The organism is Pseudomonas sp. MH10 (assembly GCF_034353045.1).
In the GTDB taxonomy this organism is placed as follows: domain Bacteria; phylum Pseudomonadota; class Gammaproteobacteria; order Pseudomonadales; family Pseudomonadaceae; genus Aquipseudomonas.
Window position 1 is genome coordinate 3,764,833 of sequence record NZ_CP133783.1, and the last position, 26,946, is coordinate 3,791,778.

At 53.7% G+C, this 26,946-nt stretch carries 19 protein-coding genes and 1 pseudogene; 11 read left to right on the forward strand and 9 right to left on the reverse strand.

What is annotated here, in order from left to right:
- Positions 1 to 14 precede the first annotated feature (14 nt).
- Both fmt and rsmB read left to right on the forward strand, forming a co-directional pair.
- Positions 15 to 974 (forward strand): methionyl-tRNA formyltransferase, encoded by a 960-nt coding sequence (gene fmt, locus RHM59_RS16765; protein ID WP_322224788.1) that lies wholly within the window; start codon positions 15 to 17, stop codon positions 972 to 974.
- Complete coding sequence (rsmB, locus tag RHM59_RS16770; protein ID WP_322184481.1) at positions 971 to 2,290, forward strand: 16S rRNA (cytosine(967)-C(5))-methyltransferase RsmB; 1,320 nt, start codon at positions 971 to 973, stop codon at positions 2,288 to 2,290. The genes fmt and rsmB overlap by 4 nt, the downstream gene beginning before the upstream one ends.
- Before the next feature lie 476 nt (positions 2,291 to 2,766).
- Here the strand turns inward: rsmB and RHM59_RS16775 are convergent, their stop codons facing one another.
- Both RHM59_RS16775 and RHM59_RS16780 read right to left on the reverse strand, forming a co-directional pair.
- Entirely contained in the window at positions 2,767 to 3,654 is an 888-nt protein-coding gene (locus RHM59_RS16775) for a lysophospholipid acyltransferase (RefSeq protein ID WP_322166839.1), read from the reverse strand.
- 38 nt (positions 3,655 to 3,692) lie between these two features.
- Positions 3,693 to 4,244, reverse strand: coding sequence for a DNA-3-methyladenine glycosylase I (locus RHM59_RS16780; RefSeq protein ID WP_322166838.1), 552 nt, complete (start codon positions 4,242 to 4,244; stop codon positions 3,693 to 3,695).
- A 79-nt stretch (positions 4,245 to 4,323) separates the two neighbouring features.
- Here RHM59_RS16780 and glyQ point away from each other — a divergent pair, with 79 nt between their 5' ends.
- From glyQ to RHM59_RS16800, 4 genes are read left to right on the forward strand one after another with little or no spacing between them, the layout of a single operon-like run.
- Positions 4,324 to 5,271, forward strand: coding sequence for a glycine--tRNA ligase subunit alpha (gene glyQ / locus RHM59_RS16785; protein WP_299828526.1), 948 nt, complete (start codon positions 4,324 to 4,326; stop codon positions 5,269 to 5,271).
- The gene (gene glyS / locus RHM59_RS16790) at positions 5,268 to 7,322 is read left to right on the forward strand and encodes a glycine--tRNA ligase subunit beta (protein ID WP_322166837.1); all 2,055 of its coding nucleotides are present in this window, start codon (positions 5,268 to 5,270) and stop codon (positions 7,320 to 7,322) included. Before glyQ ends, glyS begins: the two co-directional genes overlap by 4 nt.
- 15 nt (positions 7,323 to 7,337) lie before the next feature.
- Positions 7,338 to 7,874, forward strand: coding sequence for a D-glycero-beta-D-manno-heptose 1,7-bisphosphate 7-phosphatase (gene gmhB, locus RHM59_RS16795; RefSeq protein ID WP_322166836.1), 537 nt, complete (start codon positions 7,338 to 7,340; stop codon positions 7,872 to 7,874).
- 34 nt (positions 7,875 to 7,908) lie between these two features.
- Positions 7,909 to 8,679 (forward strand): lysophospholipid acyltransferase family protein, encoded by a 771-nt coding sequence (locus RHM59_RS16800; protein ID WP_322171301.1) that lies wholly within the window; start codon positions 7,909 to 7,911, stop codon positions 8,677 to 8,679.
- Between the two features lie 149 nt (positions 8,680 to 8,828).
- Here RHM59_RS16800 and RHM59_RS16805 read toward each other — a convergent pair whose 3' ends face one another.
- From RHM59_RS16805 to dnaA, 7 genes and pseudogenes are all read right to left on the reverse strand, one after another.
- Positions 8,829 to 11,462 (reverse strand): MGH1-like glycoside hydrolase domain-containing protein, encoded by a 2,634-nt coding sequence (locus tag RHM59_RS16805; protein ID WP_322224791.1) that lies wholly within the window; start codon positions 11,460 to 11,462, stop codon positions 8,829 to 8,831.
- A 99-nt stretch (positions 11,463 to 11,561) separates the two neighbouring features.
- A pseudogene (locus RHM59_RS16810) lies at positions 11,562 to 13,918 on the reverse strand (TOTE conflict system archaeo-eukaryotic primase domain-containing protein).
- A 57-nt stretch (positions 13,919 to 13,975) separates the two neighbouring features.
- Positions 13,976 to 16,012 carry an ATP-binding protein gene (locus tag RHM59_RS16815; protein ID WP_322224793.1) on the reverse strand — a complete coding sequence of 679 codons (2,037 nt, stop codon included), beginning with the start codon at positions 16,010 to 16,012 and terminating at the stop codon, positions 13,976 to 13,978.
- 73 nt (positions 16,013 to 16,085) lie between these two features.
- Positions 16,086 to 18,503 (reverse strand): DNA topoisomerase (ATP-hydrolyzing) subunit B, encoded by a 2,418-nt coding sequence (gene gyrB / locus RHM59_RS16820; protein ID WP_322184485.1) that lies wholly within the window; start codon positions 18,501 to 18,503, stop codon positions 16,086 to 16,088.
- Between the two features lie 4 nt (positions 18,504 to 18,507).
- Complete coding sequence (recF, locus tag RHM59_RS16825) at positions 18,508 to 19,611, reverse strand: DNA replication/repair protein RecF (protein ID WP_322166830.1); 1,104 nt, start codon at positions 19,609 to 19,611, stop codon at positions 18,508 to 18,510.
- Between the two features lie 25 nt (positions 19,612 to 19,636).
- Entirely contained in the window at positions 19,637 to 20,740 is a 1,104-nt protein-coding gene (gene dnaN / locus RHM59_RS16830; RefSeq protein WP_322166829.1) for a DNA polymerase III subunit beta, read from the reverse strand.
- Positions 20,741 to 20,778: 38 nt separating this feature from the next.
- A complete protein-coding gene (gene dnaA / locus RHM59_RS16835) occupies positions 20,779 to 22,287 on the reverse strand; it encodes a chromosomal replication initiator protein DnaA (protein ID WP_322166828.1) in 1,509 nt (502 codons plus the stop codon).
- A gap of 603 nt (positions 22,288 to 22,890) precedes the next feature.
- On the opposite strand from dnaA, the gene rpmH reads away from it, so the two are divergent.
- The 5 genes from rpmH (at position 22,891) to mnmE (ending at position 26,818) form a co-directional block, all read left to right on the forward strand.
- Positions 22,891 to 23,025, forward strand: a complete 135-nt coding sequence (rpmH, locus tag RHM59_RS16840; protein ID WP_002551315.1) for a 50S ribosomal protein L34 — start codon at positions 22,891 to 22,893, stop codon at positions 23,023 to 23,025.
- Between the two features lie 16 nt (positions 23,026 to 23,041).
- On the forward strand, positions 23,042 to 23,443 hold the full coding sequence (gene rnpA, locus RHM59_RS16845) for a ribonuclease P protein component (protein WP_322224795.1): 402 nt from the start codon (positions 23,042 to 23,044) through the stop codon (positions 23,441 to 23,443).
- Positions 23,436 to 23,681: a membrane protein insertion efficiency factor YidD gene (gene yidD / locus RHM59_RS16850; RefSeq protein ID WP_322166825.1), complete on the forward strand. Its 246-nt coding sequence runs from the start codon at positions 23,436 to 23,438 to the stop codon at positions 23,679 to 23,681. Before rnpA ends, yidD begins: the two co-directional genes overlap by 8 nt.
- Before the next feature lie 2 nt (positions 23,682 to 23,683).
- Complete coding sequence (yidC, locus tag RHM59_RS16855) at positions 23,684 to 25,366, forward strand: membrane protein insertase YidC (RefSeq protein ID WP_322166824.1); 1,683 nt, start codon at positions 23,684 to 23,686, stop codon at positions 25,364 to 25,366.
- A gap of 81 nt (positions 25,367 to 25,447) precedes the next feature.
- Positions 25,448 to 26,818, forward strand: a complete 1,371-nt coding sequence (mnmE, locus tag RHM59_RS16860) for a tRNA uridine-5-carboxymethylaminomethyl(34) synthesis GTPase MnmE (protein ID WP_322166823.1) — start codon at positions 25,448 to 25,450, stop codon at positions 26,816 to 26,818.
- The last annotated feature ends 128 nt before the right edge of the window (positions 26,819 to 26,946 follow it).

Sequence of the window (26,946 nt, forward strand, 5' to 3'; positions counted from 1 at the left end):
TTTAAGAGAAAACCATGACCGAGCCACTGCGCATCGTCTTCGCCGGCACTCCGGAATTTGCCGCCGAGCACCTCCAGGCTTTGCTCGACAGCCCCCATCAGGTAATCGCGGTTTATACCCAGCCTGATCGCCCGGCTGGCCGTGGTCAGAAACTGATGCCGAGCCCGGTCAAACAGCTCGCGGAGCAACACGGCATCGTCGTTCTGCAACCGCCGACGCTGCGCAATGCCCAGGCTCAGGCCGAAATGGCCGCACTCACACCTGATCTACTGGTGGTGGTCGCTTACGGACTGATCCTGCCGCAAACCGTGCTGGATATCCCGCGCCTGGGTTGCATCAACAGTCATGCGTCGCTACTGCCGCGTTGGCGTGGTGCTGCGCCGATTCAGCGCGCGGTCGAAGCCGGCGATGCCGAAAGCGGCGTGACGGTGATGCGTATGGAAGCGGGCCTGGATACCGGGCCGATGCTGCTAAAAGTCACCACCCCGATCTCGACTGAAGACACTGGCGGCAGTCTGCATGACCGTCTTGCCACACTCGGCCCTCCGGCAGTGCTTCAGGCCATTACCGGTCTGGCCAACGGGACGTTGCTCGGCGAGGTTCAAGACGACGCGCTGGCGACTTACGCCCATAAGCTGAACAAAGACGAAGCGCGCATCGACTGGAGTCGTCCGGCCATCGAGCTTGAACGTCTGATTCGTGCCTTTAATCCATGGCCGGTCAGCCATAGCACCCTTAATGGCGAAGCACTGAAAGTGCTGGCCGCCAGCCTAGACGAAGGGCAGGGCATACCGGGGGAAATTCTGTCGGCGAGTAAAGACGGTTTGATTGTGGCCTGTGGGCAAAACGCTTTGCGCCTGACGCGTTTGCAACTGCCGGGGGGTAAAGCGCTGAATTTCGCCGACCTGTTCAACAGCCGTCGTGAGAAATTCGCCGAAGGCATCGTCCTTGGCGCTGCGGTGGCCGCTCAATGAACCCGCGTCTCGCCGCCGCAAAAGCACTGGCTGTGGTCCTCAGCGGCAAAGCTTCACTGAACAGCTCGCTGCCGAAACAACTGGATAACGTTGAAGCCCGTGACCGTGGGTTAACCCAGGATCTGGCCTTCGGCACGGCGCGCTGGCAACCAAGGCTGTCTGCGTTGGCGGCAAAATTGCTGCAAAAACCGTTCAAAAGCGTCGATGCCGATGTGGAAGCGCTGCTGCTGGTGGGGCTCTATCAATTGCTCTACACGCGTATTCCACCCCATGCAGCCATTGGTGAAACCGTTGGCTGCGCCGACAAGCTGAAAAAGCCTTGGGCCAAAGCGCTTATTAACGCCGTACTTCGCCGCGCCCAACGGGAAAGCGAAGCGCTGTTCGTCGAACTGGAACACGACCCAGTGGTTCGCACCGCACACCCACGCTGGTTGCAAAAAGCGCTGAAGGCGTATTGGCCAGAACAGTGGGAAGCCATTTGCGCGGCCAACAATGCTCATCCGCCGATGATTCTGCGGGTCAACCGCCGTCACCACGGCCGTGACGCGTATCTGCAATTGTTGGGGGACGCGAGCATTGAAGCTCATGCCTGCGCGTTCAGCCAAGATGGCATCGTGCTAAGCGAGCCCTGCGATGTGCGTAACTTGCCGGGCTTTGCTGACGGCTGGATCAGCGTTCAGGACGAAGCGGCGCAGTTGGCGGCCGATCTGCTTGAGTTAGCCCCTGGCCAGCGGGTACTTGATGCTTGCTGCGCACCGGGCGGCAAGACCTGCCACCTGCTTGAAGTCCAGCCGCAATTGGCCGGCGTGGTCGCGGTGGACCTTGAAGCCAAGCGTCTGATACGGGTGAAGGAAAATCTTGAGCGTCTAGGCCTAAGCGCCGAATTGATTGCCGCAGATGCCCGCGAGACTCAGCAGTGGTGGGATGGCAAACCGTTCCAACGCATCCTGCTTGATGCGCCATGTTCTGCCACGGGAGTGATTCGTCGCCACCCCGATATCAAGCTCGCCCGTCAAGCTGATGACATCCCGGCACTCGCCACACTACAAGGTGAGCTGCTCGATGCGTTGTGGCCGACCCTCGACGTCGGTGGCATTCTGCTCTACGCCACCTGTTCAACGTTGCCAATGGAAAACACTGAAGTGGTCGACGCGTTTCTTGCCCGGACATCGAGTGCACGGGAGTTGGACATCGCTGGGCAGCTCGGCCAACAACCACCCGGCTTGAAGCAGCCGCATGGTCGTCAGTTACTGCCACAAGAAGGTGGCCACGACGGGTTTTACTACGCCAAGTTGATCAAGATCGCAGCGGTTTAACCAATCTTCACCCCCCTTTGGGAGCGAATTCATTGCGAATGCCGTAACGCGGTGTATCTGAAAAAAACCGCGCCGTCTGCTTCCCGAATGAATTCGGTCCCACGGATTCTGGCGATGCACTGATTTCTGTAGGAGCTGCCGAAAGCTGCGATCAGATGTTCAGTACCGACTATTCCGTGTTTGCCAAAAGTCTCTGTGGGAGTTGGCTTGCCAACGAAAGCGTCAATGCAGGCGAACCAGGTTTCAGGTCGACCTCAGCGGCGTGACTACAGGCCTCTTCGCAGGCAAGCCTACTCCCACAGTATCTACGGCTGCTTACTATCAACCGTGTCAATGAAATCCCAGAGCGGTACCGGCTTCGCAGCCTTCGGCAGCTCCTACAGTTGTCCCGAGTTCGCTGCGACAACGCGTTGACGGACCACCTCAGGGCATGAATGAATTCGGTCCCACAGGGCATTTATTTCCAGCCCAAATCTTCAATACCAACGCTCTTCCCCTGCCGGACGCCTTCTGAAGCGCTTCATGGTCCACATGTACTGGCTCGGATAAGCTCGCACGTATTTCTCAACGACCTTGCTCATGGCCGCCACTGAGGTTGCCGTGTCAGTGCTGTACATCGCTTCCGGTGCGGCTTCCAAGACGACTTTGTAGCCGGAACCATCGGGCAGGCGCATGGCGTGCAGGAACACACCGACCGCTTTACCGCCGGCCAACATGTTCGGCACAAACTTGCTGGTTAACGCCTGAACCGCAAAAAACGGCACAAAGATCCCCGCAGACTCAGCCGGCTCCGGGTCAGCCGGAATACCCACCGAGCCGCCTTTGCGCACCTCTTTGATGACGCTCAGAATTCCTTCCTTGGTCGACGCCGCGACGCGGTTGCCCAGTTGCACGCGCTGTTTTCGAAGCAGGTCATCCACCGCCTTGAGCTTCGGCGGACGATAAAAAATGATCGGTTTGCACTGGTTGCAGTAGAAGTGGTTCAACACCTCCCAGTTGCCCAAGTGGCTGGTGATGCCGACCACACCTTTACCGGACGCCAGGGCCGCTTCCAACACCTCGAGCCCTTCGACTTCACGCACCAAATCAATCGACTTCTGAGCAGGCCAAATCCAGGCGCAGGCGCTTTCAGTCAATGTCTTACCGATGTCCATCAGGCTGCGGCCAACCAGTTGCTCACGTTCCACCGCATCCATTTCCGGAAAGCATTTGGAAAGATTAATGCGGACGATTTCACGCGAGCGATTAGGCGTTTTCCACATCAGCCAGCCAATAGCCCCGCCAACCCACTGCACAACATTCCATGGCAACAAGGCAAACAGCCGCAAAAGCCCAACCAGAAGGGCACCTTTAAACTTATCCACAAATCACTCCTGAATTCGCAAGGCCGCCATTGTAACCATCAGCGGCTGAGGACGGCGTATCGATCACAGTCCAAGGTGTGATCCATGACCATGCCCGAGGATTGCATGAAGGCGTAACAAATGGTCGGACCCACAAAAGTGAAGCCCGCCTTCTTCATTGCTTTGCTCATCACCTCAGCCTCGGGGGTAATCGCCGGGACTTCGTTGCGGTCCTTAAAATGGTTGGTCTTGGACTCGCCGCCAACAAAAGACCACAGCCACTTCACTGGGTCATCTTGCGCCAACCAGGCACGCGCATTACGCCGCGCTGCATTGAGCTTCAGACGATTGCGAATAATGCCCGGGTCGAGCATCAATGTTTCCAGGTATTCATCGCTCATCTGCGCAATCTTGTGCACGTCAAAGCCGAACATGACTTCGCGATAACGGGCGCGTTTCTTCAAAATCGTGATCCATGAGAGCCCCGCCTGGAACCCTTCTAGCAATAACAACTCGAAGAGCTTCTGCGCATCGCGCAGCGGCACGCCCCACTCTTGATCGTGATAATCGATATACAGCGGGTCTTCGTTGCACCAAAAGCAGCGTGGCATAGGCCTCCAAGGGTCGAGGCGCGGCCGAATCGGGTATACTCCCGCTCTTTAAATCGCAGCCCCAGTACAGGTGAATTTCGTGAGCCAGCCTACGCCAGCCGTGCGTACCTTCCAAGACTTGATCCTCGCCCTCCAACAATACTGGGCCGAGCAAGGTTGCGTGGTACTTCAGCCCTACGATATGGAAGTCGGCGCCGGCACATTCCATACCGCCACCTTTCTGCGCGCCATCGGCCCGGAAACCTGGAACGCTGCTTATGTGCAGCCCAGCCGTCGTCCTACGGACGGTCGTTATGGCGAAAACCCGAACCGCTTGCAGCACTATTATCAATTCCAGGTGGTATTGAAGCCCAACCCGGACAATTTCCAGGAGCTGTACCTCGGCTCCCTGAAGCACGTCGGCCTCGATCCATTGGTGCATGACATTCGTTTCGTCGAAGACAACTGGGAGTCGCCAACACTGGGCGCCTGGGGTCTGGGATGGGAAGTTTGGCTCAACGGCATGGAAGTCACGCAATTCACCTATTTCCAGCAAGCCGGCGGCATTGAGTGCTACCCGGTCACCGGCGAAATCACCTACGGCCTAGAGCGCCTGGCGATGTACCTGCAAGGCGTCGATTCGGTCTACGACTTGGTGTGGACCGACGGTCCGTTCGGCAAAGTGACCTATGGCGATGTGTTCCACCAGAACGAAGTGGAGCAGTCGACCTATAACTTCGAACACGCCAACGTCGAAAAACTGTTTGAGCTGTTCGACTTCTACGAAAGCGAAGCCGCGCGCCTGATCGAGCTTGAGCTGCCATTGCCAAGCTATGAAATGGTGCTCAAGGCATCGCACACGTTCAACTTGCTGGATGCGCGCCGGGCAATCTCGGTCACGGCACGTCAGCAATACATTTTGCGCGTCCGCACGCTGGCTCGTTCCGTTGCCCAGGCTTACTTGCTGGCCCGCGCCAAACTGGGCTTTCCGATGGCGCCGCCCGGTATACGTGACGAAGTGTTGGCTAAGCTGGAGGCTGCACAATGAGTGCTCAAGATTTCCTGGTTGAATTGGGCACCGAAGAACTGCCTCCAAAAGCCCTGAGCATTCTGGGTGACGCGTTCTTGGCCGGTATCGAAAAAGGCTTGCAAGCTGCTGGCCTGAGCTTCACCGCCACGCATGTTTACGCTGCACCGCGTCGTCTGGCCGTGTTGATCACGCAACTGACGACCCAGCAGGAAGACCGTAGCGTTAACCTGGACGGTCCGCCGCGGCAGGCTGCTTTCGACGCCGACGGCAATCCAACCCAGGCCGCGCTGGGGTTCGCCAAGAAGTGCGGCGTCGAGCTGAGCGAAATCGATCAGAGCGGCCCGAAGCTGCGCTTTAGCCAGAACATCGTTGGCAAACCAACGATCAGCCTGTTGCCAACCATCGTTGAAGACTCGCTGAATGATCTGCCGATTCCAAAACGCATGCGTTGGGGTGCGCGCAAAGAAGAGTTCGTTCGTCCAACCCAATGGCTGGTGATGTTGTTCGGCGATCACGTGATCGACTGCACGATCCTCGCTCAAAAATCCGGACGAGATTCCCGTGGTCACCGTTTCCATCACCCGGAAAACGTGCGCATCACCTCGCCGGCCAATTACTTGCAAGACCTGCGTGCCGCCTATGTATTGGCTGACTTCACTGAGCGCCGTGAGCTGATCAGCAAGCGCGTTGCTGAACTGGCCACCCAGCACGAAGGCACTGCCATCGTGCCGCCAAGCCTACTCGACGAAGTCACCGGGCTTGTCGAATGGCCGGTGCCGCTGGTGTGTTCGTTCGAAGAGCGCTTTCTTGAAGTGCCGCAAGAAGCCTTGATCATCACCATGCAGGACAACCAGAAGTATTTCTGCCTGCTGGATTCCGAGGGCAAGTTGCTGCCGCGTTTCATTACCGTGGCCAACATCGAAAGCAAAGACCCGGCGCAAATCGTGTCGGGTAACGAGAAAGTGGTTCGCCCACGCCTCACCGATGCCGAGTTCTTCTTCAAACAAGACAAAAAGCAGAAGCTGGAGACCTTCAACCAGCGCCTGCAAAACGTCGTATTCCAGGCACAGCTGGGCAGCGTGTTCGATAAAGCCGAACGTGTGTCGAAGCTGGCGGCTTTCATTGCTTCGCGTATCGGCGGTGATGCACTGCGCGCTGGCCGTGCAGGTCTGCTCTCGAAGTGTGATTTGGCGACTGAGATGGTCGGCGAATTCCCGGAGATGCAAGGCGTTGCCGGTTATTACTACGCAATGGCAGACGGCGAGCCTGAAGACGTTGCGCTGGCTTTGAACGAGCAGTACATGCCGCGCGGTGCTGGCGCTGAATTGCCAACCACCCTGACCGGTGCAGCCGTGGCAATTGCCGACAAACTCGACACCTTGGTCGGCATTTTCGGTATTGGCATGCTGCCTACCGGTAGCAAAGACCCGTACGCACTGCGTCGCGCTGCATTGGGCGTACTGCGGATTCTGATCGACAAGAAACTGGACCTTGATCTGGTGCAGACCGTTGCTTTTGCTGTCGGCCAATTCGGCACCAAGATCAAACCGGCTGGCTTGGCCGATCAAGTGCTGGAATTCATCTTCGACCGCCTGCGTGCGCGCTATGAAGATGAAGGGGTTGAGGTTGCGGTCTACCTGTCGGTACGCGCACTGAAACCAGCGTCAGCCCTTGATTTCGATCAGCGGGTTCAAGCCGTTCAAGCGTTCCGCACATTGCCTGAAGCCGCAGCGCTCGCTGCCGTGAACAAACGTGTGTCGAACCTGCTGAGCAAAGCCCAAGGCGGAATCTCCAGCGCTGTTGAACCTAAGTACTTCGATAACGCCAACGAGTTCTCGCTGTACTCGGCCATCCAGCAGGCTGACCAGGCCGTGCAACCGATGGCGGCTTCCCGTCAGTACACCGAAGCCTTGGGGCGTCTGGCGGCACTGCGTGAACCGGTTGATGCGTTCTTCGAAGCGGTGATGGTCAACGCAGAAGACGCCAGCGTTCGCGCGAACCGTTATGCGTTACTGGCTCGCTTGCGCGGTTTGTTCCTCGGCGTTGCCGATATATCGCTGCTGGGCTAACGGAAGGGGCAAAGCGTGAAGCTGCTGATTCTCGATCGGGACGGGGTGATCAACTATGACTCCGACGCTTACATAAAATCGGTGGAGCAATGGCTGCCCATTCCCGGCTCGATCGAGGCTATCGCGCAACTGAGTAAAGCCGGCTGGACCGTGGCCGTCGCCACCAACCAGTCGGGAATAGCCCGCGGGTTTTACGACATCGCTACCCTTGATGCCATGCACGTGCGGTTGCGTGAATTGGTGGCGGAGCAGGGCGGCGAAGTGGGTTTGATCGTGTATTGCCCACATGGGCCGGACGACGGCTGCGATTGCCGTAAGCCAAAACCGGGCATGCTCAATACGATCGCCAAGCATTATTCGGCTAATCTGGCGGGTGTGTGGTTTGTTGGCGACACCAAGGGTGACCTGGCTGCGGCAATAGCCGCCGATTGTCAGCCCGTATTGGTGAAGACCGGTAAAGGTTCGAGAACGATGAATTCTCCTCTGCCTACCGGCACATTGATTTTTGACGATCTTGCGGCAGTTGCCGCAGGTCTTATTCAACAGCATTAATAGACGGGCGATGCCCGCAACGGTAAAAGCACTTATGTCGATCATGCAGGCAATCAGAACCTTCTTCTTTTACCTGCTGCTGGGCACCAGTTCACTGATGTGGTGCACGCTGAGTTTCTTCATCGCCCCGTTTTTACCGTTCCGCATGCGTTATCGGTTTATCAACGTGTACTGGTGCCGCTGCGCGTTATGGCTAACCCGGGTATTTCTCAATATCCATGTGGAAGTGAAGGGCCAGGAAAATGTCCCGCAGCAGCCGTGCGTAATTCTTTCCAATCACCAGAGCACGTGGGAAACATTCTTCCTCTCTGCGCATTTCGAACCGCTTAGCCAAGTGCTCAAGCGTGAGTTGCTGTATGTCCCTTTCTTTGGTTGGGCCATGGCCATGTTGCGGCCCATCGCGATCAACCGTGACAACCCAAAAGCGGCGCTCAAGCACGTCGCCAAACGCGGGGACGAGCTGCTTAAGGATGGAGTCTGGGTACTGATCTTTCCGGAAGGGACCCGAGTCCCGTTTGGCCAAGTGGGTAAATTCTCACGGGGCGGTACCGCACTGGCGGTAAACGCAAACCTTCCCGTGCTACCTATTGCCCACAACGCGGGTAAATATTGGCCGAAGGAAGGTTGGGCTAAAAAGGCCGGTACCATCGAAGTTGTCATTGGCGAACCGATGTATGCAGAGGGCACTGGTCCTCGAGCCATTGCAGCGCTCAACGACCGCGTTCAGGCCTGGAACGAAGCCACTCAACGCGCCTTGGGCTCCGTGGTTGCACCCGCGGTGAGCGGAGAAAATGCAGTTGTCTGATTTGTGGATAACCTGTGCACCAATTTTATGATTTTATTGAAAGGGTGCTCTAAGCCACTAATTTATCTGCTTATTTCTAAAGTTCATTAGCGAGCCAAAAACGTGCATAAGTTTTTCTAGCCACGCTTGTTGACTACTTTCGTTACCGGCTATTTTTGCAGCAGCAATGCCACCAATGCGCTCCAGCCGGTTTGATGAGAGGCACCGAGGCCACGCCCAGTTTCGCCGTTGAAGTACTCGTGAAACAACACCAGATCCCTGCTTTCCGGATCAGCCTGCAGCTGTGGATAAGCTGCCATGCTCGGGCGTCTTCCATTTTCATCGAGTAAAAAAAGACGCGTCAGACGCTGGCTTAGGCCGTCAGTGACTTCGTCCAATGATGAGAGAAATCCCGAACCCGTCGGGAATTCGACCAGGAAGTTGTCATCGTAATAACGATGAAACTCTCGCAGGGATTCGATCAGCATGTAGTTCACTGGCATCCACACCGGCCCCCGCCAGTTAGAATTTCCGCCGTACAGCCGCGAGTTTGACTCCGCCGGCTGATAGTCAGCGCACAGGGTATTGCCGTTGATCTGCATGCCGAATGGCTTTTCCGCGTAAGCCTTCGACAGCGAACGAATGCCGAACTCAGACAAGAACTCGCTTTCGTCGAGCATCCGTGACAGCAGATCTTTAGTCCGCTGACCACGCAGCAGCGCCAGTAGAAGCCGGTTGCCTTTACCTGGCTCCGTCCAACGGGAGATTAATCGAGCAAGGTCCGGGCGATGCCGAAGAAAGCCGAGCATCCGTTCACGCAAACCCGGCAAGCCTTCATGCTCGCGCTGCTCCAACACTTGAACCGCAAACAGTGGCATCAACCCTACGAGTGAGCGCAGCCGCACGGGCTCGATGCTGCCATCAGGACGGTGCAGTACGTCATAGAAAAACTTGTCCTGTTCATCCCAAAGACCTCCTGAGCTGTCATCACCCCGATTGATCGCGCCGGCAATGTACAAAAAATGCTCAAAGAATTTAACCGCGATATCGACATACACGGAATTACGTTTGGCTAACTCCAAAGCGATGCGCATCAGGTCGACGGCATACGCCGCGACCCAAGCGGTGCCGTCGGCCTGATCCAATTCGTATCCTGGCGCCATGGCTGCGGATCTGTCGAACAGCGCGATGTTATCCAGTCCCAAGAAGCCACCTTGAAACACGTTGCGACCTTCGGCGTCTTTACGGTTGACCCACCAGGAAAAATTCAGCAAAAGCTTATGGAATATTCGCTCAAGGAAATCCAGATCGCCAACGCCTGTCAGCTCCTTTTCCTTTTGATAAACCCGCCATGACGCCCAAGCGTGGACGGGTGGGTTGGCATCATCGAAGCGCCATTCGTACGCCGGCAATTGTCCGTTCGGGTGCATAAACCGGTCTTTCACCAGCAGCAACAATTGCTCCTTGGCGAACACCGGATCGATCAATGCAAACGCGACAGCCTGAAAGGCCAAATCCCAGGAGGCATACCAGGGGTATTCCCACTTATCGGGCATGGAAACGATGTCAAAATTGGAAAGATGGCGCCAGTGAGTATTACGAATACTGGCCCGCTCGGGTGGAGGTGGCGGCTGTGTCGAATCACCGTCCAGCCAGCGATTGACGTCGAAATAATACAACTGCTTCGACCACAGTAAACCGGCCAAAGCTTGGCGCTGAACGTTACGGGCATCGGCGTCATTTTGGTTGTGCTGCAGCGCGGCGTAATAATCGTCGGCTTGCTTGCGGCATAGATCCACGAGCTTCCTGCCGTTAACGGCCTCGGCACCTGGGGGAGCAAAGCGCAGGTAAATAACCTCTGTTTCGCGGCCTTTGAGTTCGAGCACGAAATGCGCCGCAGCGCGGGTCCCTTTGTCGCGATGTACAGCGTTGGCGTTTGCGCCGGCTACGCAGTCATTGATCCCATCCTTGAACGGTCCACTCGCCCATTGACCGCTTAAGCGGGGAGTATTGGTATCGTTTTCACAGAACAGCCATTCACAGGTTTGGGGACCCCACGCGGTAGCAACTCTGTCAGGCTGCTGGGGATAACTTGCGAGGACTTGCTGGTCTTGCAGAACCAAGGCGGGGCGCTCTGCTGAATCACCCCAACTCCAGGTATTACGCGCCCAGACATGCGGCAGAACATGCAAGCGGGCGGATTTCTCCGAACGATTTTCCACCGTAATACGCATGAAAATATCGTCGGGCGTGTGCTTGGCGTATTCGATGGTTACGTCGAAATAATTGTTGTCGTCGAATACGCCGGTATCCAGCACCTCGTACTCCGAATCGTTTAGGCCGCGCCGGCCGTTTTCTTGAACCAAATCATCGTAGGGAAACGCCGCGTGCGGGTATTTGTAGAGCATGCGCATATAGGCGTGGCTGGGAATTCCATCAACGTGGAAATACAGCTCTTTGACGTCCTCACCGTGATTACCTTCCGAGTTATTCAGACCGAACAACCGCTCCTTGATAATCGGGTCACGCTCGTTCCACAGCGCAAGCCCCAGGCACCAGCGTTGCGCTTTGTCAGAAAACCCCGCGAGCCCATCCTCGCCCCATCGATACGCACGACTGCGTGCATGGTCATGGGGGAAATAACGCCAGGCATCCCCATCAGCACTGTAGTCCTCACGCACCGTACCCCACTGACGGTCACTGAGATATGGTCCCCACTCACGCCAACGATCAGCATCATCACCCGACAGGCGCTGGCTTTCGACGGTTTTAAGAAGTGGGTTTGGATTGGTCTCAGCAGTCATCGATACGTCCAGGGAGGTTGGATGTTCCCCAGTGTAAAGCGCTGGGGACTGTTGAGGCAGCGTTCGGTGGGAATCGTTCAGGTGGGATTCAGCGATGTTCTAAAGCAGCTCCATTGAGCCGATTCCGTCTAAAACTCGATATCCCATTGCCTTGTAACCTACTTGGCGTTTCTCCCACATCCTCAGTAGAGCTGCATGACCAAGATCTACATAGTCGATTACTTGTACGTCAGTTTTATCCGCATGCTCTCGATGCAACCGACCTGCATATTGCTGGAGAATCCCCTTCCAAGAAATTGGCATTGCCAGCACCAATGTGTCCAGCGGGGGGTGATCGAAGCCTTCGCCTACCAATTTTCCAGTAGCCAGCAATACACGAGGGGCATCAGGAGGAAGTGCTTCAAGTTCACTCAACCGCGTAATTCGCTGTTTTTTCGGAACACGTCCGTGGAGGGTAAACACGTTATCTATACGCCCACGCAGTTCTGCCTCAAGAATATCCACGTGACCGTTCTTTCGGTTAGCACCAAGACTTTCCTACCTTGGTTAAACGCCAATTCAATGTCCGCAACTATCTTGGAAGTTCGCTCTGCATCGCTGGATAAATGTCGGAACACGTCTTGAATGCCTGACCCCTCGGCCACTGATATCGGCTTGGACAGTAATCGAGGCATTACAGACAGATCGCGCGGAGCGCTTTGTGGTCTGGCCGCTGTATGCCGGATAGGTCCGCACTGCATAAATATGATCGGCTGTTGACCGTCCCGGCGAACCGGCGTGGCCGTTAGACCCACCACATACTTAGCGCTGGCATTTTTTAGTAAGGTTTCGAAGGAAATGGCGGAGAGGTGATGACATTCGTCGACGATGATTTGGCCATAGTCTTTTATTTTTTCACTGATCACACCTTTTCTCGATAACGACTGCATCACGGCAACATCAATAATGCCGGTAGGTTTAGCTTTTCCGCCTCCGATTGTTCCGATTACACCTTTGCCTACATCCAGAAATGCCTGGAGGCGCTCTTGCCACTGACGCAATAAATCGGTTCGATGCACGAGTATCAACGTGTTTACCCCACGCTTCGCTATCAATGCCGCAGCACTTACGGTTTTCCCGAACGCAGTTGGCGCGCTCAGAATTCCTGCATCATGCTTATGCATCGCAGCCACCGCGACTTCCTGATCACCTCGTAACGTACCGGAAAAACTTACATCAATTGACTTACCTACGAAGCGCTCATCGTTGAAAACAGGGGTAATCCCATTCTCACCAAAAAGCTCTAACACTGAGTCAAGGCACCCGCGTGGCAACGCAATATGGCTCGGAAAGTTTTCCGCGCAGCCAATAATCCTTGGCTTATTCCATACCGACATCCGCATGGCCTGAGCCTTATAAAATTCGGGATTTTGAAACGCGGCCAGTCTGATTAATTTATTGGCTAACGGCTGCGGCAGCTCTGACTTCTCGAAATAGATAAGATTAGCGAGCGTAATTCTCAGGGTTTCGGGCAGTGGGCAAGCCAACTTTCGAGATTCAGACTCCCGACCCTTCCACGGCGCCACATAGTTTTCATCGTCAACATAGGTGACGTCCAACGGATCACGATGACCAGTAGCCCGCACAATAGTCGGCTCTACATCCGTCGGGAGCATTCGCTGAATAGTAGCGAGGAACGCCCACTGATCTGATTGGGGCTCCAAGAAATCATCAACAAACACACTATTGTTGTTGGCTCTGGCTCGCTTTTGTAAAGGGAGTGCAATCAGATTTCCAAAGCCACCTTTCGGCATGGTGTCCTGATTTGGAAACAGTCGATCATATGAGGAAAGCGCCAATTGGCGGGTACGCTCACATGCATGACTGATGATCGCCGCACCGAGACGGCGAGCGTCGTAGGCAGGGATATTTCGCTCAAAAAAGATCCATCCGTGCGCACCATTCCCTGATCTCGATACTTCCAGTGCTACGGGAATATCCAGCTCGCGACAGGACTGGACAAAGGCCCGGGCGTCATTACGCCATTCGGCCTCATCAAAGTCGACTGCGAGAAAATAGCAGGTGTCGTCAGGTAGTAAGGGGTAGATACCGACGACCACGTCACCGGCCAGATGGCGGTAAATCACTTCATTGGTAAGCGGTAGTAACTGACGGTTGCTGCAATCGCCGCATTTGGTTCGCGGTTTATCACAAACACCTGCTCGCCATTCGTTGGCGCAGGCCGGGGAGTATCCAGACTTTCCGGTTTTGCTCTCCCATCGAATGGGGTAGACATCGGTGCGTCCACGGAATAACCGTCTGAAAAGATCAATTTTTTCGTTGGTGCTGACGGTTAAAGAGTGTTCGATAGGGATGACGACAATTTTTATTGAGTCCTTTGCAGGACGCCAATCGATAGAGTGAGCGTCAAGCAGAGCAATCAACCGAGTGTTCTCAGCCTGCAGTTTCGCCAACATGTCGGCGTCCGTCACAGCGTGCTTCCTCTACCATTCAAAATTTGCTAGCTGTCAAATTCAAATGGTTCGCTGGCAAGCGGCGCTTGAAGCTATCCACTCTAATCCAGCTGGGGTTGTTTTATATGCTTGATTTGGGTGATTTATAACCTCAGGATGTAAATATGTCAAAAGACCAAGTTCACGCATTACTCTTAAATGATTGGTCTTTAACGTGTCTTCATTTCGAGACAAATACCCAGCTAATTGCTCAGCGGTACAGATAGCACCGGAACACAACTCCAGAATAATTGGCCATAACTTATCTTTTCTTGCCTTAGCAGTGAGGCCTAAAATCTTCACCTTAATAGCTTCGGATACCACGCAACCGCCAACCGTCTGATCTCCGCTTGAGCCGAGGTCACTAGCATTTGATTGTAGGTCACTAGCATTTGCTTGTAGGTCACTAGCATTTGCTTGCAAGTCACTAGCATTCACGGCGAAGTCAGCAAATACCTGGGTAAAGCTGCACACATCCTCATCGTCGACGGCTTCCTGACCAACGGCTAACTCCATCTGGAAGGACTGAAGCGCTGGTTCATTTCCTAAAAGAAGAATGAGAGAGGGCACATAATAAGAAGACCGTCCGCTGCCACCTTTCTCAATTAAACCTAGGTGCTGCCAAAGCTTACGCAACAAATGACTGGCTTGTAAGGTATCCAGCCCCGTTATAGCCCTCAACGCTGAATTATCGATTGCCCCTATTTCTTTAACCAATATCAGGGCCTTAGCCTCGTTATCCGTCAGGCCATAATGCTGAAAATGCTTAAGCCATTGCAATTGATCCTCGCCAAGAAGCTGGTGAAGAAGATACGTTGCGCCAAATTGATTTGACTCCCGGTTAGATGAAAATACAGGAGCCGTTAGGCCCGCCGCATCCAGCAGTTTTTTCATCGTGCGAATCCCGGAACCCTTTGTCTCAGCAAAATTCAATTCGTACAAAACTGCAGCTATCACAGGGTTGCGTTGACGAGAACCCATTTCTCCCAGTTCAACATCAGGCTTTAGCGAATAGCCTGGATTGCGAATTTCAAGACGATTACTGTAACGAACGACTAACACAGGTTGATTAATTTGATAGTCGCGGTGCATTACAGCATTCACTACGGCCTCACGTACCACGTTATGCGGCAAAAGAGGCTGATCGGCTCTCTGAGTTTGGCTTTCACTTAATCGAAAGTGACTTGGCATGTCGTCCAAAATCGTCGCTTCTAATCGGGGTATTAATCGTAATAGAGACTCTCGGAGATCCAATGTAGTAGAGAAACGCTGTTCGGCGTCTGCCACCCATTCGTTTCCTTGAACTCGGACATAGTCCACCCTCATAGCGGGCAAAAGACGTCGTAAAGCAATAGCCTTCCCTAAAAGCAAAAGCCCAGCTAGGTTTGGTCTATAAATCCCATTACTTTTATTAACCAGATTTAATGCACGAAGCATTTCCTCATCACCCTCCTGCAACTCGGGTGCGTGAGACCTAACCTTGCTACGAAGATCTCTATAGAGCTGTATTGCTGAAGGATCTAAATCAGTCCATTCCGCATCGAGGGGTAATGTTTGCTCGAAGCCTATTCCTGATTTGGCCAACAAAATTGGCTCAAGCTCCGCTTCCGTACATTCATAATCACCATTCGCACCACGCCGCCAGACGCCTGTCTTTTTTTTATTTTTCTTATCGAGCTTGCCAGAAAATCGGCATGGTTTAGCTGCTAGCTCTAACTCAGGAACGTGAACAGCAACCACCAATTTTCCGTCAATCAGCGCGTGCTTGCTTTGGATCTGAACTGATTGCTCAAATTGATTACGGCAATTTGTTTGTAGATCGCCAAGCAATTTATCAACATTCTGAATTCCGTTTACCCAGTAACTAGCGTGAAATTCATCAGGCTCCGACACGCCTAGCAATAACCATCCACCACCTAACCCTGGCTCATTCGCAAAAGCGCAAACCGTTTGCATGATAGAAGAACCAATCTCTTCGGCTTTTTTTGCTTCTATCCGAGAGTGCTCATCCAGTTCAAGCAGTTCCTGGTAAAGCTGGTCAACGCCCCAAGTCATCATATTCACTTCAGTAATATATTAAAAATCTACTCATCAATGATCAGGGCATTGCCGGCACGCGCGAAACGACCTTTTAAAAATCCAGGTTAGAAACCGCCAACGCATTGCTTTCAATGAAGTCACGGCGAGGTTCCACCGCGTCACCCATCAAGGTGTTGAAGATCTGGTCTGCACCAACAGCATCTTCAATCGTGACCTTAAGCATGCGACGTACAGCCGGGTCCATGGTGGTTTCCCAGAGTTGATCCGGGTTCATTTCGCCCAGACCTTTGTAGCGCTGGATGGTGTGACGCTTGGTGCTTTCTGCCATCAACCAAGCAAGGGCTTCCTTGAACTCGGTCACCAGCTTCTTGCGTTCACCGCGTTGCACGTAAGCGCCTTCTTCCAGCAAGGTGCTAATTTTTTCGCCGAGGGTCGTTACGGTTTTATAGTCGTTGCTGCCAAAGAAGTCGCGGTTGAATGTGACGTAGTTGGACAGGCCATGTGAAATCAGCTCGACCTCTGGCAGCCAGACATTACGTTCGCGGTCTTCACGCAGGCTCGCTTTGTAGACCAGACCTGACTTCTCGCCAACGCGCAGGCGCGCATCAAACAAAGCCAGCCAAGCCTGCATGCCATCGTGGTCCGACAGTTGCTCAAGCGAAATCGACGGCAGGTAAATGAAATGCTCGGTCAGTTCCTGAGGGTACAAACGCGACAGTCGCTTGAGGGTCTTCATGACCATGCGGAACTCGTGAACCAGACGCTCTAACGCCTCACCCGAAATACCCGGTGCCGATTCGTTGAGGTGCAAGCTCGCATCTTCAAGGGCCGACTGGGTCATGTATTCTTCCATGGCTTCGTCATCTTTAATGTACTGCTCTTGCTTGCCCTTTTTCACTTTGTACAACGGTGGCTGAGCGATGTAGATGTAACCACGCTCGATCAGCTCAGGCAGTTGACGGAAGAAGAAGGTCAACAACAGGGTCCGGATGTGCGAACCGTCAACGTCAGCATCGGTCATGATGATGATATTGTGATAACGCAGTTTGGCGATGTTGTATTCGTCACGACCAATACCGCAGCCCAACGCAGTAATCAGCGTACCTACTTCTTGGGATGAGATCATCTTGTCGAAACGTGCTTTTTCGACGTTCAGGATTTTACCTTTAAGCGGCAAAATGGCCTGGGTTTTACGGTTACGCCCCTGCTTGGCGGATCCGCCAGCAGAGTCACCTTCCACCAAATACAGCTCGGAAAGGGCAGGGTCTTTTTCCTGGCAGTCCGCAAGTTTGCCTGGCAGACCGGCAATATCCAACGCGCCTTTACGGCGTGTCATCTCGCGAGCTTTACGCGCGGCTTCACGGGCACGAGCAGCGTCGATCATTTTGCCAACGACAGCTCTGGCTTCAGTCGGATTTTCCAGCAGGAAGTCGGAGAAGTGTTTACCCATCTCTTGTTCTACTGCGGTCTTAACTTCCGATGAGACTAGCTTGTCTTTGGTCTGCGAGCTGAATTTAGGATCCGGCACTTTGACCGAAATAATTGCCGTCAGGCCTTCACGAGCATCATCACCGGTAGTGGCAACTTTGTGTTTTTTGGCCAGACCTTCTTGCTCGATGTAGGTGTTCAGGTTTCGCGTCAATGCAGAACGGAAACCGACCAGGTGGGTACCACCATCGCGCTGAGGAATGTTGTTGGTGAAGCACAACAGGTTCTCGTTAAAGCTGTCATTCCACTGCAACGCGATCTCAACGCCGATACCGTCTTCGCGCTGAATGTTGAAGTGAAACACTTGGTTAACCGGCGTCTTGTTGGTATTCAGGTATTCAACGAATGCGCGTAAACCGCCTTCATATTTGAACAGCTCTTCTTTACCACTGCGCTCGTCCCGTAAAACAATTCCTACACCGGAGTTAAGGAACGACAGTTCACGAATACGCTTAGCCAGAATGTCCCAGCTGAAATGAATATTTTTGAAAGTAAGGTCCGACGGTTTGAAATGAATTTCAGTACCCGTGGAATCACTCTCGCCGACAATACGCATGGGCTCCTGAGGAACACCGTGGACATAAGTCTGTTCCCAAACTTTGCCACTACGACGCACAGTCAGCAGCAACAATTCAGACAGGGCATTTACTACTGAAACGCCCACGCCGTGAAGGCCGCCAGAAACCTTGTAAGAGTTGTCATCGAACTTACCGCCAGCATGCAGCACGGTCATGATGACCTCAGCTGCCGAAATGCCTTCTTCTTTGTGAACGTCTACCGGAATACCGCGACCGTTGTCGCGCACGGTGATCGATTCATCCGTGTGGATAACAATACTGATTTCATCGCAATGGCCAGCCAAAGCTTCGTCGATCGAGTTATCGACCACCTCGAATACCATGTGGTGTAAACCGCTGCCATCGTCGGTGTCGCCGATATACATACCGGGACGCTTGCGTACGGCATCTAGCCCTTTCAGCACTTTAATGCTGGAGGAGTCGTACGTTTGGTTTTCGCTCATGCATTCACTCCCGGTGGTCGTGGGTCTGGGTAATACGGCCATGTTCCACGTGGAACAAAGCGACTGGCGTTTCCGTCTGCCAGCCTTCCCTCAATAATTCGTGATCTACACAGGTGATAAACACCTGGCAGCGTAAGTCTTCCAGTAAGCGGCAAAGCGCGCGGCGGTGATGCTCATCCAGTTCGGATGGCAAATCATCCACCAGATAAATACATTGGCCTCGCCGAGCTTGGCTGACCAAATGTCCTTGAGCAATGCGCAAGGCGCAGACCACTAGCTTCTGCTGACCGCGGGACAAAATATCCGAAGCGTTATGTGCGCCCAATCTCAGGCGCAAATCAGCGCGTTGCGGTCCAGCCTGCGTATGGCCCATCTGTTGATCGCGATGCAGGGATGAGGCGAGCACCGTGCTCAGCTCTTTTTCTTTATCCCAACCGCGGTAATAACTTAAGGTCAAACCGTCGAGTTCAACCAGTTCGCTCAGAGTCTGCTCAAATACCGGTTTAAGGGCTTTAATATAAGCCCGACGGTAGTCGTCGATTTCATCGCTGGCGAGGCACAATTCTCTGTCCCAAGCGGCTTGCGAAGCGGTGTCGAGTGTACCATGCCGAAGCCATGAGTTCCGCTGCCTGAGGGCCTTCTGCAAGCGCTGCCAGGTCGACATAAAACGAGGTTCCACGTGGAACACTCCCCAGTCGAGGAACTGTCGACGTATTTTCGGAGCACCTTCCAGAAGACGAAAGCTGTCTGGATTGATGAGCTGTAGGGGAAGTGCCTCGGCTAATTGCGCTGCACTTTTAGCGTTCTGGCCGTCAATACGGATCTGAAACTCACCCTGACGATCACGCGAAATACCTAGACTGCTATGACCACCTTCGGCCAATTCGACTTGACCAAAAACCGTGCACGCTGGCTGTTCGTATTGGATGACCGGCAGTAACCGTATGCTGCGAAAAGAACGCGCAAGACCCAGCAGGTGGATGGCTTCCAGCACGCTGGTTTTGCCACTGCCGTTTGCACCGTGGAGGATATTGATACGAGGAGAGGGGGAGATCGTCACCGGGTGCAAATTGCGCACCCCAGTGACGGTGACGCGGCTAAGAGACATTCAAATTCTGCTGAGCATGGACACGTTACAGGCGCATCGGCATAACGACGTATGCAGAATCATCGTTATCCGATTCCTGCACCAGTGCGCTGCTATTGGAGTCGGACAGAATCAAACGCACCTGCTCGGTGGTCATCACGCCCAATACGTCGAGCAAATAGCTAACGTTGAAACCAATCTCCAGATTGCCGCCCGTGTAATCAACGCCGATTTCCTCTTCGGCTTCTTCCTGCTCCGGGTTGTTAGCCTGGATCTTCAAAAGACCGCTAGCCAATTGCAAGCGGATACCGCGGTACTTTTCGTTGGACAAAATGGCGGTACGGCTAAAGGCCTCACGCAAAGCCTGCCGATCACCCAACACCAACTTGTCACCGCCTTTTGGCAGAACACGCTCGTAATCCGGGAATTTTCCATCCACCAGTTTTGAGGTGAAAGTGAATTCACCCGTGGTTGCGCGGATGTGATGCTGACCCAAAACGATGCTGACCATGCCGTCTTGCTCAGTCAGTAAGCGCGCAAGCTCAAGGATACCTTTACGGGGCACTATGACTTGGTGACGATCTGCCTGCTCGATTTCCGCCGTCATTGAGCACATTGCCAAGCGGTGGCCATCGGTGGCAACAGCACGCAATATACCAGCGCTGACTTCCAGCAACATCCCGTTGAGGTAATAACGGACGTCTTGCTGAGCCATCGCGAAACTGGTGCGCTCAATCAACCGGCGCAGCTTGCTTTGCACCAAATTAAAGGTCAGCGAACCTGGGCCTTCTTCCACTGTCGGAAAGTCATTGGCAGGCAGCGTAGACAAGGTAAAGCGGCTACGGCCGGCTTTAACGACAAGCTTGTGCTCATCGAGCTTGATGTCTATCAACGCATCGTTGGGCAAGCTCTTGCAGATGTCCATCAGCTTGCGAGCAGGGACGGTGATTTCCCCTGGCTCGGCAGGCTCTTCCAGTTGAACACGACCAACCAGCTCGACTTCCAGGTCAGTACCTGTCAGCGAAAGCTGTTGCCCTTGAACAACCAAGAGCACGTTGGAAAGCACCGGCAAGGTCTGGCGGCGCTCTACGACGCCGGCGACCAGTTGCAGAGGTTTCAACAGGGCTTCGCGTTGAATGGTGAAATGCATGGTCTAGTCCCTTGCCTTAATAAGCTGCGCTGGTGTCATCAGGTTGTCAGTGTCCGCAGCAGGTTCTTGTAGTCCTCGCGAATATCCGCGTCGGATTCCTTAAGCTCGTTGATCTTTCGGCATGCGTGCAGCACGGTCGTGTGGTCACGTCCGCCGAACACATCACCAATCTCAGGCAAGCTGTGGTTGGTTAACTCTTTGGACAGCGCCATCGCAACTTGGCGCGGACGCGCTACAGACCGCGAACGGCGTTTGGACAGCAAATCAGAAATCTTGATCTTGTAGTACTCAGCCACGGTGCGCTGAATGTTATCCACACTGACCAACTTGTCTTGCAGCGCTAAAAGGTCCTTCAATGATTCGCGAATCAACTCAATCGTAATATCGCGGCCCATAAAGTGAGAATGCGCGATGACCCGCTTCAACGCCCCTTCAAGTTCACGGACGTTGGAACGAATCCGTTGAGCGATGAAGAATGCAGCGTCGTGAGGCAGATCAACTTTCGCCTGATCTGCCTTTTTCATCAAGATGGCAACGCGGGTTTCAAGCTCTGGCGGCTCAACGGCAACCGTCAACCCCCAGCCGAAACGCGACTTCAAACGCTCTTCCAAGCCCTCAATCTCTTTAGGGTAGCGGTCACTGGTCAAAATGACCTGCTGTCCGCCTTCGAGCAAGGCATTGAATGTATGGAAGAATTCCTCCTGAGAGCGCTCTTTGCGGGCGAAGAATTGGATGTCATCGATTAGCAGCGCATCCACGGATCGGTAGAAGCGTTTGAATTCGTTGATTGCGTTGAGCTGAAGGGCCTTGACCATGTCGGCAACGAAACGCTCCGAGTGCAGGTAAACAACCTTGGCATTCGGGTTCTTCTTTAATAGGTGGTTACCTACCGCGTGCATCAAATGCGTCTTACCCAATCCGACCCCCCCGTAAAGGAACAGCGGGTTGTAACCGTGCTTGGGGTTGTCAGCCACTTGCCACGCCGCCGCGCGAGCCAATTGGTTGGATTTACCTTCAACGAAATTTTCAAAGGTAAACGTGCGATTCAAATAACTGGTGTGCTTGAGCGCTCCCTCTACTTGAACCGACCGTTGTTCGGCCCGAGCAGGCGCCTGCTGCGAACTCGCACCTGCCATAGGATCGAAGCTGGCACGAGAAGGTTCGTCGTGAACCGCAATCGTTTGGCTAAGAGCTGGCGAACTAACCTGTTGGATAGGTAAGGCCGCTACCTGGTTCACAGTAATCGCGTGCGAGGCAGCGGCAGCCAACGGCGCATTGGGTGCTGCCCGCGGAGCAGAGCTACGTTTGCTGCCAATTAATAAGGACAGTGCAGGCACAAGGCCTTGTCCGCGCTCCCCAAGAAGCTCAAGCAGACGACCGAGGTATTTTTCATTGACCCAATCGAGAACGAATCGGTTGGGTGCATACACACGCAACTCGTCGCCTTCGGCTTCGACCTGTAGCGGACGGATCCAAGTGTTGAATTGCTGGGCCGGCAGCTCATCGCGCAAAAGCTCCACGCACTGCTGCCAAAGTTCCACTGACACAGAGATCCCCTAAGTTGAAAGCCGGTGAGGCAAAAACAGCCGCCATTGTAACGATCAGCGGCTTACTTATCCACATGTAGCTTGTTAGCGGGGCGCGAAGAATCAAGGCTTTATCGCTAAATTGCTGGACCAGCAGCATGCGCATAAGCGTTGTGGATAAGCTAGCCTCAGCCCTTTGCATAAGTCACGCCTAAACTCTGTGGATAACCAGCCTGTGGATAAGATGGCATTCCATGCACAGCTTATCCGAGGGAGTAGCACAGGTGGAGCACCGTTTTTCAACCGAGTTGTCATCCTCTGTACAGCTTGTATATAAAGGCGTTGAGGCACTTATGCACAGAAAAACCGCTCCTTAGCTTTTATAAGCTTTATAAAAGAGCTTTGAATACTTTCCTTCTTTATATCTATATTTAATCACCCATCAAGTTCCGCCTATACAGCCAAAAAGGTCGATTGGAAAACCATCGCTCAAAAATGGCGTTGATAAGTATTTGAAGGAAACGCTGGTTGGAAATTGACCTAGAGGCTTGCTTTCTCTAGAATCCCCGGTCTCTTAAAACGGGGGCCATTCCGGCCCGTTGTGGACGAACCAGGTAACACGCCATGAAACGTACTTTCCAACCCAGCACTATCAAGCGCGCCCGCACACACGGTTTCCGTGCACGTATGGCCACCAAAAACGGCCGTGCAGTCCTGTCGCGTCGCCGCGCCAAAGGCCGTAAGCGTCTGGCAGTTTGATAAATAGGCACAGGTGGTGAGTCAGGACTTCAGTCGGGAAAAGCGTCTGCTGACACCCCGGCATTTCAAGGCAGTCTTTGACTCCCCCACCGGTAAGGTTCCGGGGAAAAATCTCCTGCTCCTTGCGCGTAACAACGACCTCGATCATCCCCGCTTGGGGCTGGTTATCGGTAAAAAGAGCGTCAAACTCTCCGTTGAGCGCAATCGCCTGAAACGCCTCATGCGCGAATCATTTCGCCATCACCAGGGTGATCTGGTTGGTTGGGATATCGTCATTGTGGCGCGCAAAGGTTTGGGTGAAATAGAAAACCCCGAATTGATTCAGCATTTCGGCAAGCTATGGAAACGCCTGGCACGTAGCCGGCCGGCTCCAGATGTTAAAACCGAAACTGTAGGGGTAGGCAGTTCAGATGCGTAAGCTGGCACTCGTTCCGATCCAGTTCTATCGCTATGCCATTAGCCCGCTGATGGCCAACCACTGTCGTTTTTACCCCAGCTGTTCCTGCTACGCGTATGAAGCCATCGAAAGTCATGGCCTTCTACGCGGTGGCTGGCTGACCTTCCGTCGGTTAGGTCGCTGTCATCCGTGGAATGCCGGTGGTTATGACCCGGTTCCACCTGTACCCACCTCCCGTTCCTCTTCGATGGCCGAGTAATCATGGATATTAAACGCACGATCCTGATCGCCGCCTTGGCAATCGTGACCTATGTCGGGGTTCTGAAATGGAACCAAGACTACGGTCAGGCTGCCCTGCCGACTCAGAATGTTGCTGCCAGCACTACCGCACCGGTCATTCCGGAAACGGCGCTGGGTTCAAATGCTACTGCAAGTGCCGATGTTCCAAGCGCCAACGGTGAAACTGCTGCCCCTATTGAAACGCCAATCGCGGCCAGCAAAGACCTCATCCAGGTAAAAACGGATGTGCTCAATCTGGAAATTGACCCGGTAGGTGGTGATGTTGCTCAGTTGCGTTTGCCTCTGTATCCACGTCGCCAAGATCACCCGGATATTGCGTTTCAGCTGTTTGATAACGGCGGTGAACGTACTTATCTCGCGCAAAGCGGTCTGACCGGTACCGATGGTCCTGACGCTCGAGCGGCAGGTCGTCCGGTTTACACCAGTACGCAGAAAACCTATCAACTGGCTGACGGCCAAAATGATTTGGTTGTTGATCTGAAGTTTGCTGACAACGGTGTCAATTACATCAAGCGCTTTTCGTTTAAGCGTGGCTTGTATGACTTGAAAGTCACCTACCTGATTGATAACCAGAGCGGCAAGCCTTGGGCCGGTAATCTGTTTGCTCAGTTGAAACGTGATGCCAGTGCGGATCCATCTTCAAGCACTGCAACCGGCACTGCGACTTATTTGGGCGCTGCGCTGGGTACTCCAGCCGAACCGTACAAAAAAGTATCGATGAAAGACATCGATAAGGCTTCACTGAAAGAAACTGTTCAAGGCGGATGGGTTGCCTGGTTGCAGCATTATTTCGTGACGGCCTGGATTCCAAACAAGTCCGACAGCAATGTCGTACAGACTCGTAAGGATGCTCAAGGCAATTACATCATTGGTTTCACTGGCCCAGCGATCTCTGTCGCTGCCGGTGCAACAGGTGAGACAACTGCCACGCTGTATGCAGGACCTAAAAGCCAAGCGGTATTGAAAGAGTTATCCCCAGGTCTCGAGTTGACTGTCGATTACGGCATTCTCTGGTTCATCGCCCAACCGATTTTCTGGCTGCTGCAACATATCCACAGCCTGGTCGGTAACTGGGGTTTCTCGATCATCTTCTTGACCATGTTGATCAAGGGGCTGTTCTTTCCTCTCTCGGCTGCCAGCTACAAATCAATGGCCCGCATGCGAGCCGTAGCACCGAAACTGGCTGCTCTGAAAGAACAACATGGCGATGACCGGCAGAAAATGTCGCAGTCGATGATGGAGCTGTACAAGAAAGAGAAGATCAACCCGCTAGGTGGTTGCTTGCCGATCGTTGTACAGATGCCGGTTTTCCTCTCGCTGTACTGGGTTCTCCTGGAAAGCGTGGAAATGCGTCAGGCTCCGTTCATTCTCTGGATCACTGACCTGTCGATCAAAGACCCGTTCTTCATCCTGCCGATCATCATGGGTGCAACCATGTTCATCCAGCAGCGGTTGAACCCAACTCCGCCAGACCCAATGCAAGCCAAGGTCATGAAGCTGATGCCAATCATCTTCACGTTCTTCTTCCTTTGGTTCCCTGCCGGTCTGGTTCTGTACTGGGTCGTCAACAACTGCCTGTCGATTTCGCAGCAGTGGTACATCACTCGTAAGATCGAAGCGGCTACCAAAAGCGCGGCTGCTTGATCTAACCTGTGTATACGTAGTTGTAAAACGCCCCCTCGTGGGGCGTTTTGCTATCCGCCTTTTGTCTAGAGAAGCCTGGTTATGAACGTTCCTCGTGAAACCATCGCTGCCATTGCCACGGCTCAGGGGCGAGGTGGCGTAGGCATTGTGCGAATATCCGGCCCTTTGGCGAGTGCCGCTGCGTCTGCAATCATTGGACGCACGCCAACGCCGCGCTATGCGCACTACGGTCCTTTCAACGATGACAATGGAGAGGTAATCGATGAGGGAATCGCCTTGTATTTTCCGGGACCACATTCATTTACCGGTGAAGATGTTCTCGAATTGCAGGGACATGGCGGTCCAGTAGTGATGGATATGCTGCTACAGCGCTGTTTGCAGCTTGGAAGCAGGTTGGCCAGGCCTGGAGAATTCAGTGAGCGCGCATTCCTCAATGACAAACTTGACTTGGCCCAGGCTGAAGCAATCGCTGACTTGATCGAAGCCAGCTCTGCGCAAGCGGCACGTAATGCTGTGCGTTCGTTGCAAGGCGCTTTCTCTGTGCGTGTGGATAATCTGACCGAAAAGCTAATCGGTCTACGAATCTACGTGGAAGCGGCCATCGATTTTCCAGAAGAGGAAATTGATTTTCTCGCCGATGGCCACGTATTGAATATGCTAGATGCGGTTCGTGAAGAGTTATCCACAGTCCAACGAGAAGCCGGCCAAGGCGCGTTGCTACGTGACGGTATGACCGTGGTCATTGCCGGTCGACCTAACGCCGGGAAATCGAGTTTGCTTAATGCGCTCGCCGGCAGAGAAGCTGCAATCGTCACTGACATCGCGGGCACGACGCGGGATATCTTGCGTGAGCATATTCATATCGACGGTATGCCATTGCACGTAGTAGATACGGCTGGGCTGCGGGCCACCGATGATAAAGTAGAAAAAATAGGCGTAGAGCGCGCCCTTAAGGCCATCAACGAAGCTGACCGAGTCTTGTTAGTCGTCGATGCAACTGCCCCTGAAGCGCATGACCCCTTTGCCTTATGGCCCGAGTTTCTTGAACAGAGACCCGATCCGGCCAAGGTCACGCTTATCAGGAACAAAGCAGACTTGAGTGGCGATGTTATCGGTCAAGAACGTAGCGCTGACGGTCATGTAACGATTAGCCTGAGTGCAATGGGAGCCGGTGAAGGTCTGGAGCTGTTACGCGATCACCTCAAAGCGTGTATGGGCTATGAGCAAACCTCTGAAAGCAGCTTCAGCGCACGCAGGCGACATCTTGAGGCCTTAGGGCATGCCAGCGCATCGCTTGAGCATGGAAGAGCTCAGCTGACGCTCGCAGGCGCTGGCGAATTACTCGCCGAAGACTTACGGCAAGCTCAAAAATCATTGGGCGAAATAACCGGCGCTTTCAGTTCTGACGATTTGTTGGGACGTATCTTCTCCAGTTTTTGCATCGGCAAATAGACTCTCCCTTCCCCCAATAACCTCCAACCGAGCGGATCAATGTCTGTCTCGGTGGCTTCCGTTCGCCCAACCTTTAGCAACAACCGCTATTTTGGGTGGAATAAGCCCTGTGTGTAACCATCCTTCAG

Coding starts and splice junctions, on each gene's coding strand:
- RHM59_RS16800 (WP_322171301.1), top strand. CDS start 7,909: ATGTCGATCATGCAGGCAATCAGAACCTTCTTCTTTTACCTGCTGCTG.
- recF (WP_322166830.1), bottom strand. CDS start 19,611: ATGTCTCTTAGCCGCGTCACCGTCACTGGGGTGCGCAATTTGCACCCG.
- RHM59_RS16805 (WP_322224791.1), bottom strand. CDS start 11,462: ATGACTGCTGAGACCAATCCAAACCCACTTCTTAAAACCGTCGAAAGC.
- rsmB (WP_322184481.1), top strand. CDS start 971: ATGAACCCGCGTCTCGCCGCCGCAAAAGCACTGGCTGTGGTCCTCAGC.
- dnaN (WP_322166829.1), bottom strand. CDS start 20,740: ATGCATTTCACCATTCAACGCGAAGCCCTGTTGAAACCTCTGCAACTG.
- rpmH (WP_002551315.1), top strand. CDS start 22,891: ATGAAACGTACTTTCCAACCCAGCACTATCAAGCGCGCCCGCACACAC.
- yidC (WP_322166824.1), top strand. CDS start 23,684: ATGGATATTAAACGCACGATCCTGATCGCCGCCTTGGCAATCGTGACC.
- fmt (WP_322224788.1), top strand. CDS start 15: ATGACCGAGCCACTGCGCATCGTCTTCGCCGGCACTCCGGAATTTGCC.
- mnmE (WP_322166823.1), top strand. CDS start 25,448: ATGAACGTTCCTCGTGAAACCATCGCTGCCATTGCCACGGCTCAGGGG.
- RHM59_RS16815 (WP_322224793.1), bottom strand. CDS start 16,012: ATGATGACTTGGGGCGTTGACCAGCTTTACCAGGAACTGCTTGAACTG.
- gyrB (WP_322184485.1), bottom strand. CDS start 18,503: ATGAGCGAAAACCAAACGTACGACTCCTCCAGCATTAAAGTGCTGAAA.
- RHM59_RS16780 (WP_322166838.1), bottom strand. CDS start 4,244: ATGCCACGCTGCTTTTGGTGCAACGAAGACCCGCTGTATATCGATTAT.
- glyS (WP_322166837.1), top strand. CDS start 5,268: ATGAGTGCTCAAGATTTCCTGGTTGAATTGGGCACCGAAGAACTGCCT.
- yidD (WP_322166825.1), top strand. CDS start 23,436: ATGCGTAAGCTGGCACTCGTTCCGATCCAGTTCTATCGCTATGCCATT.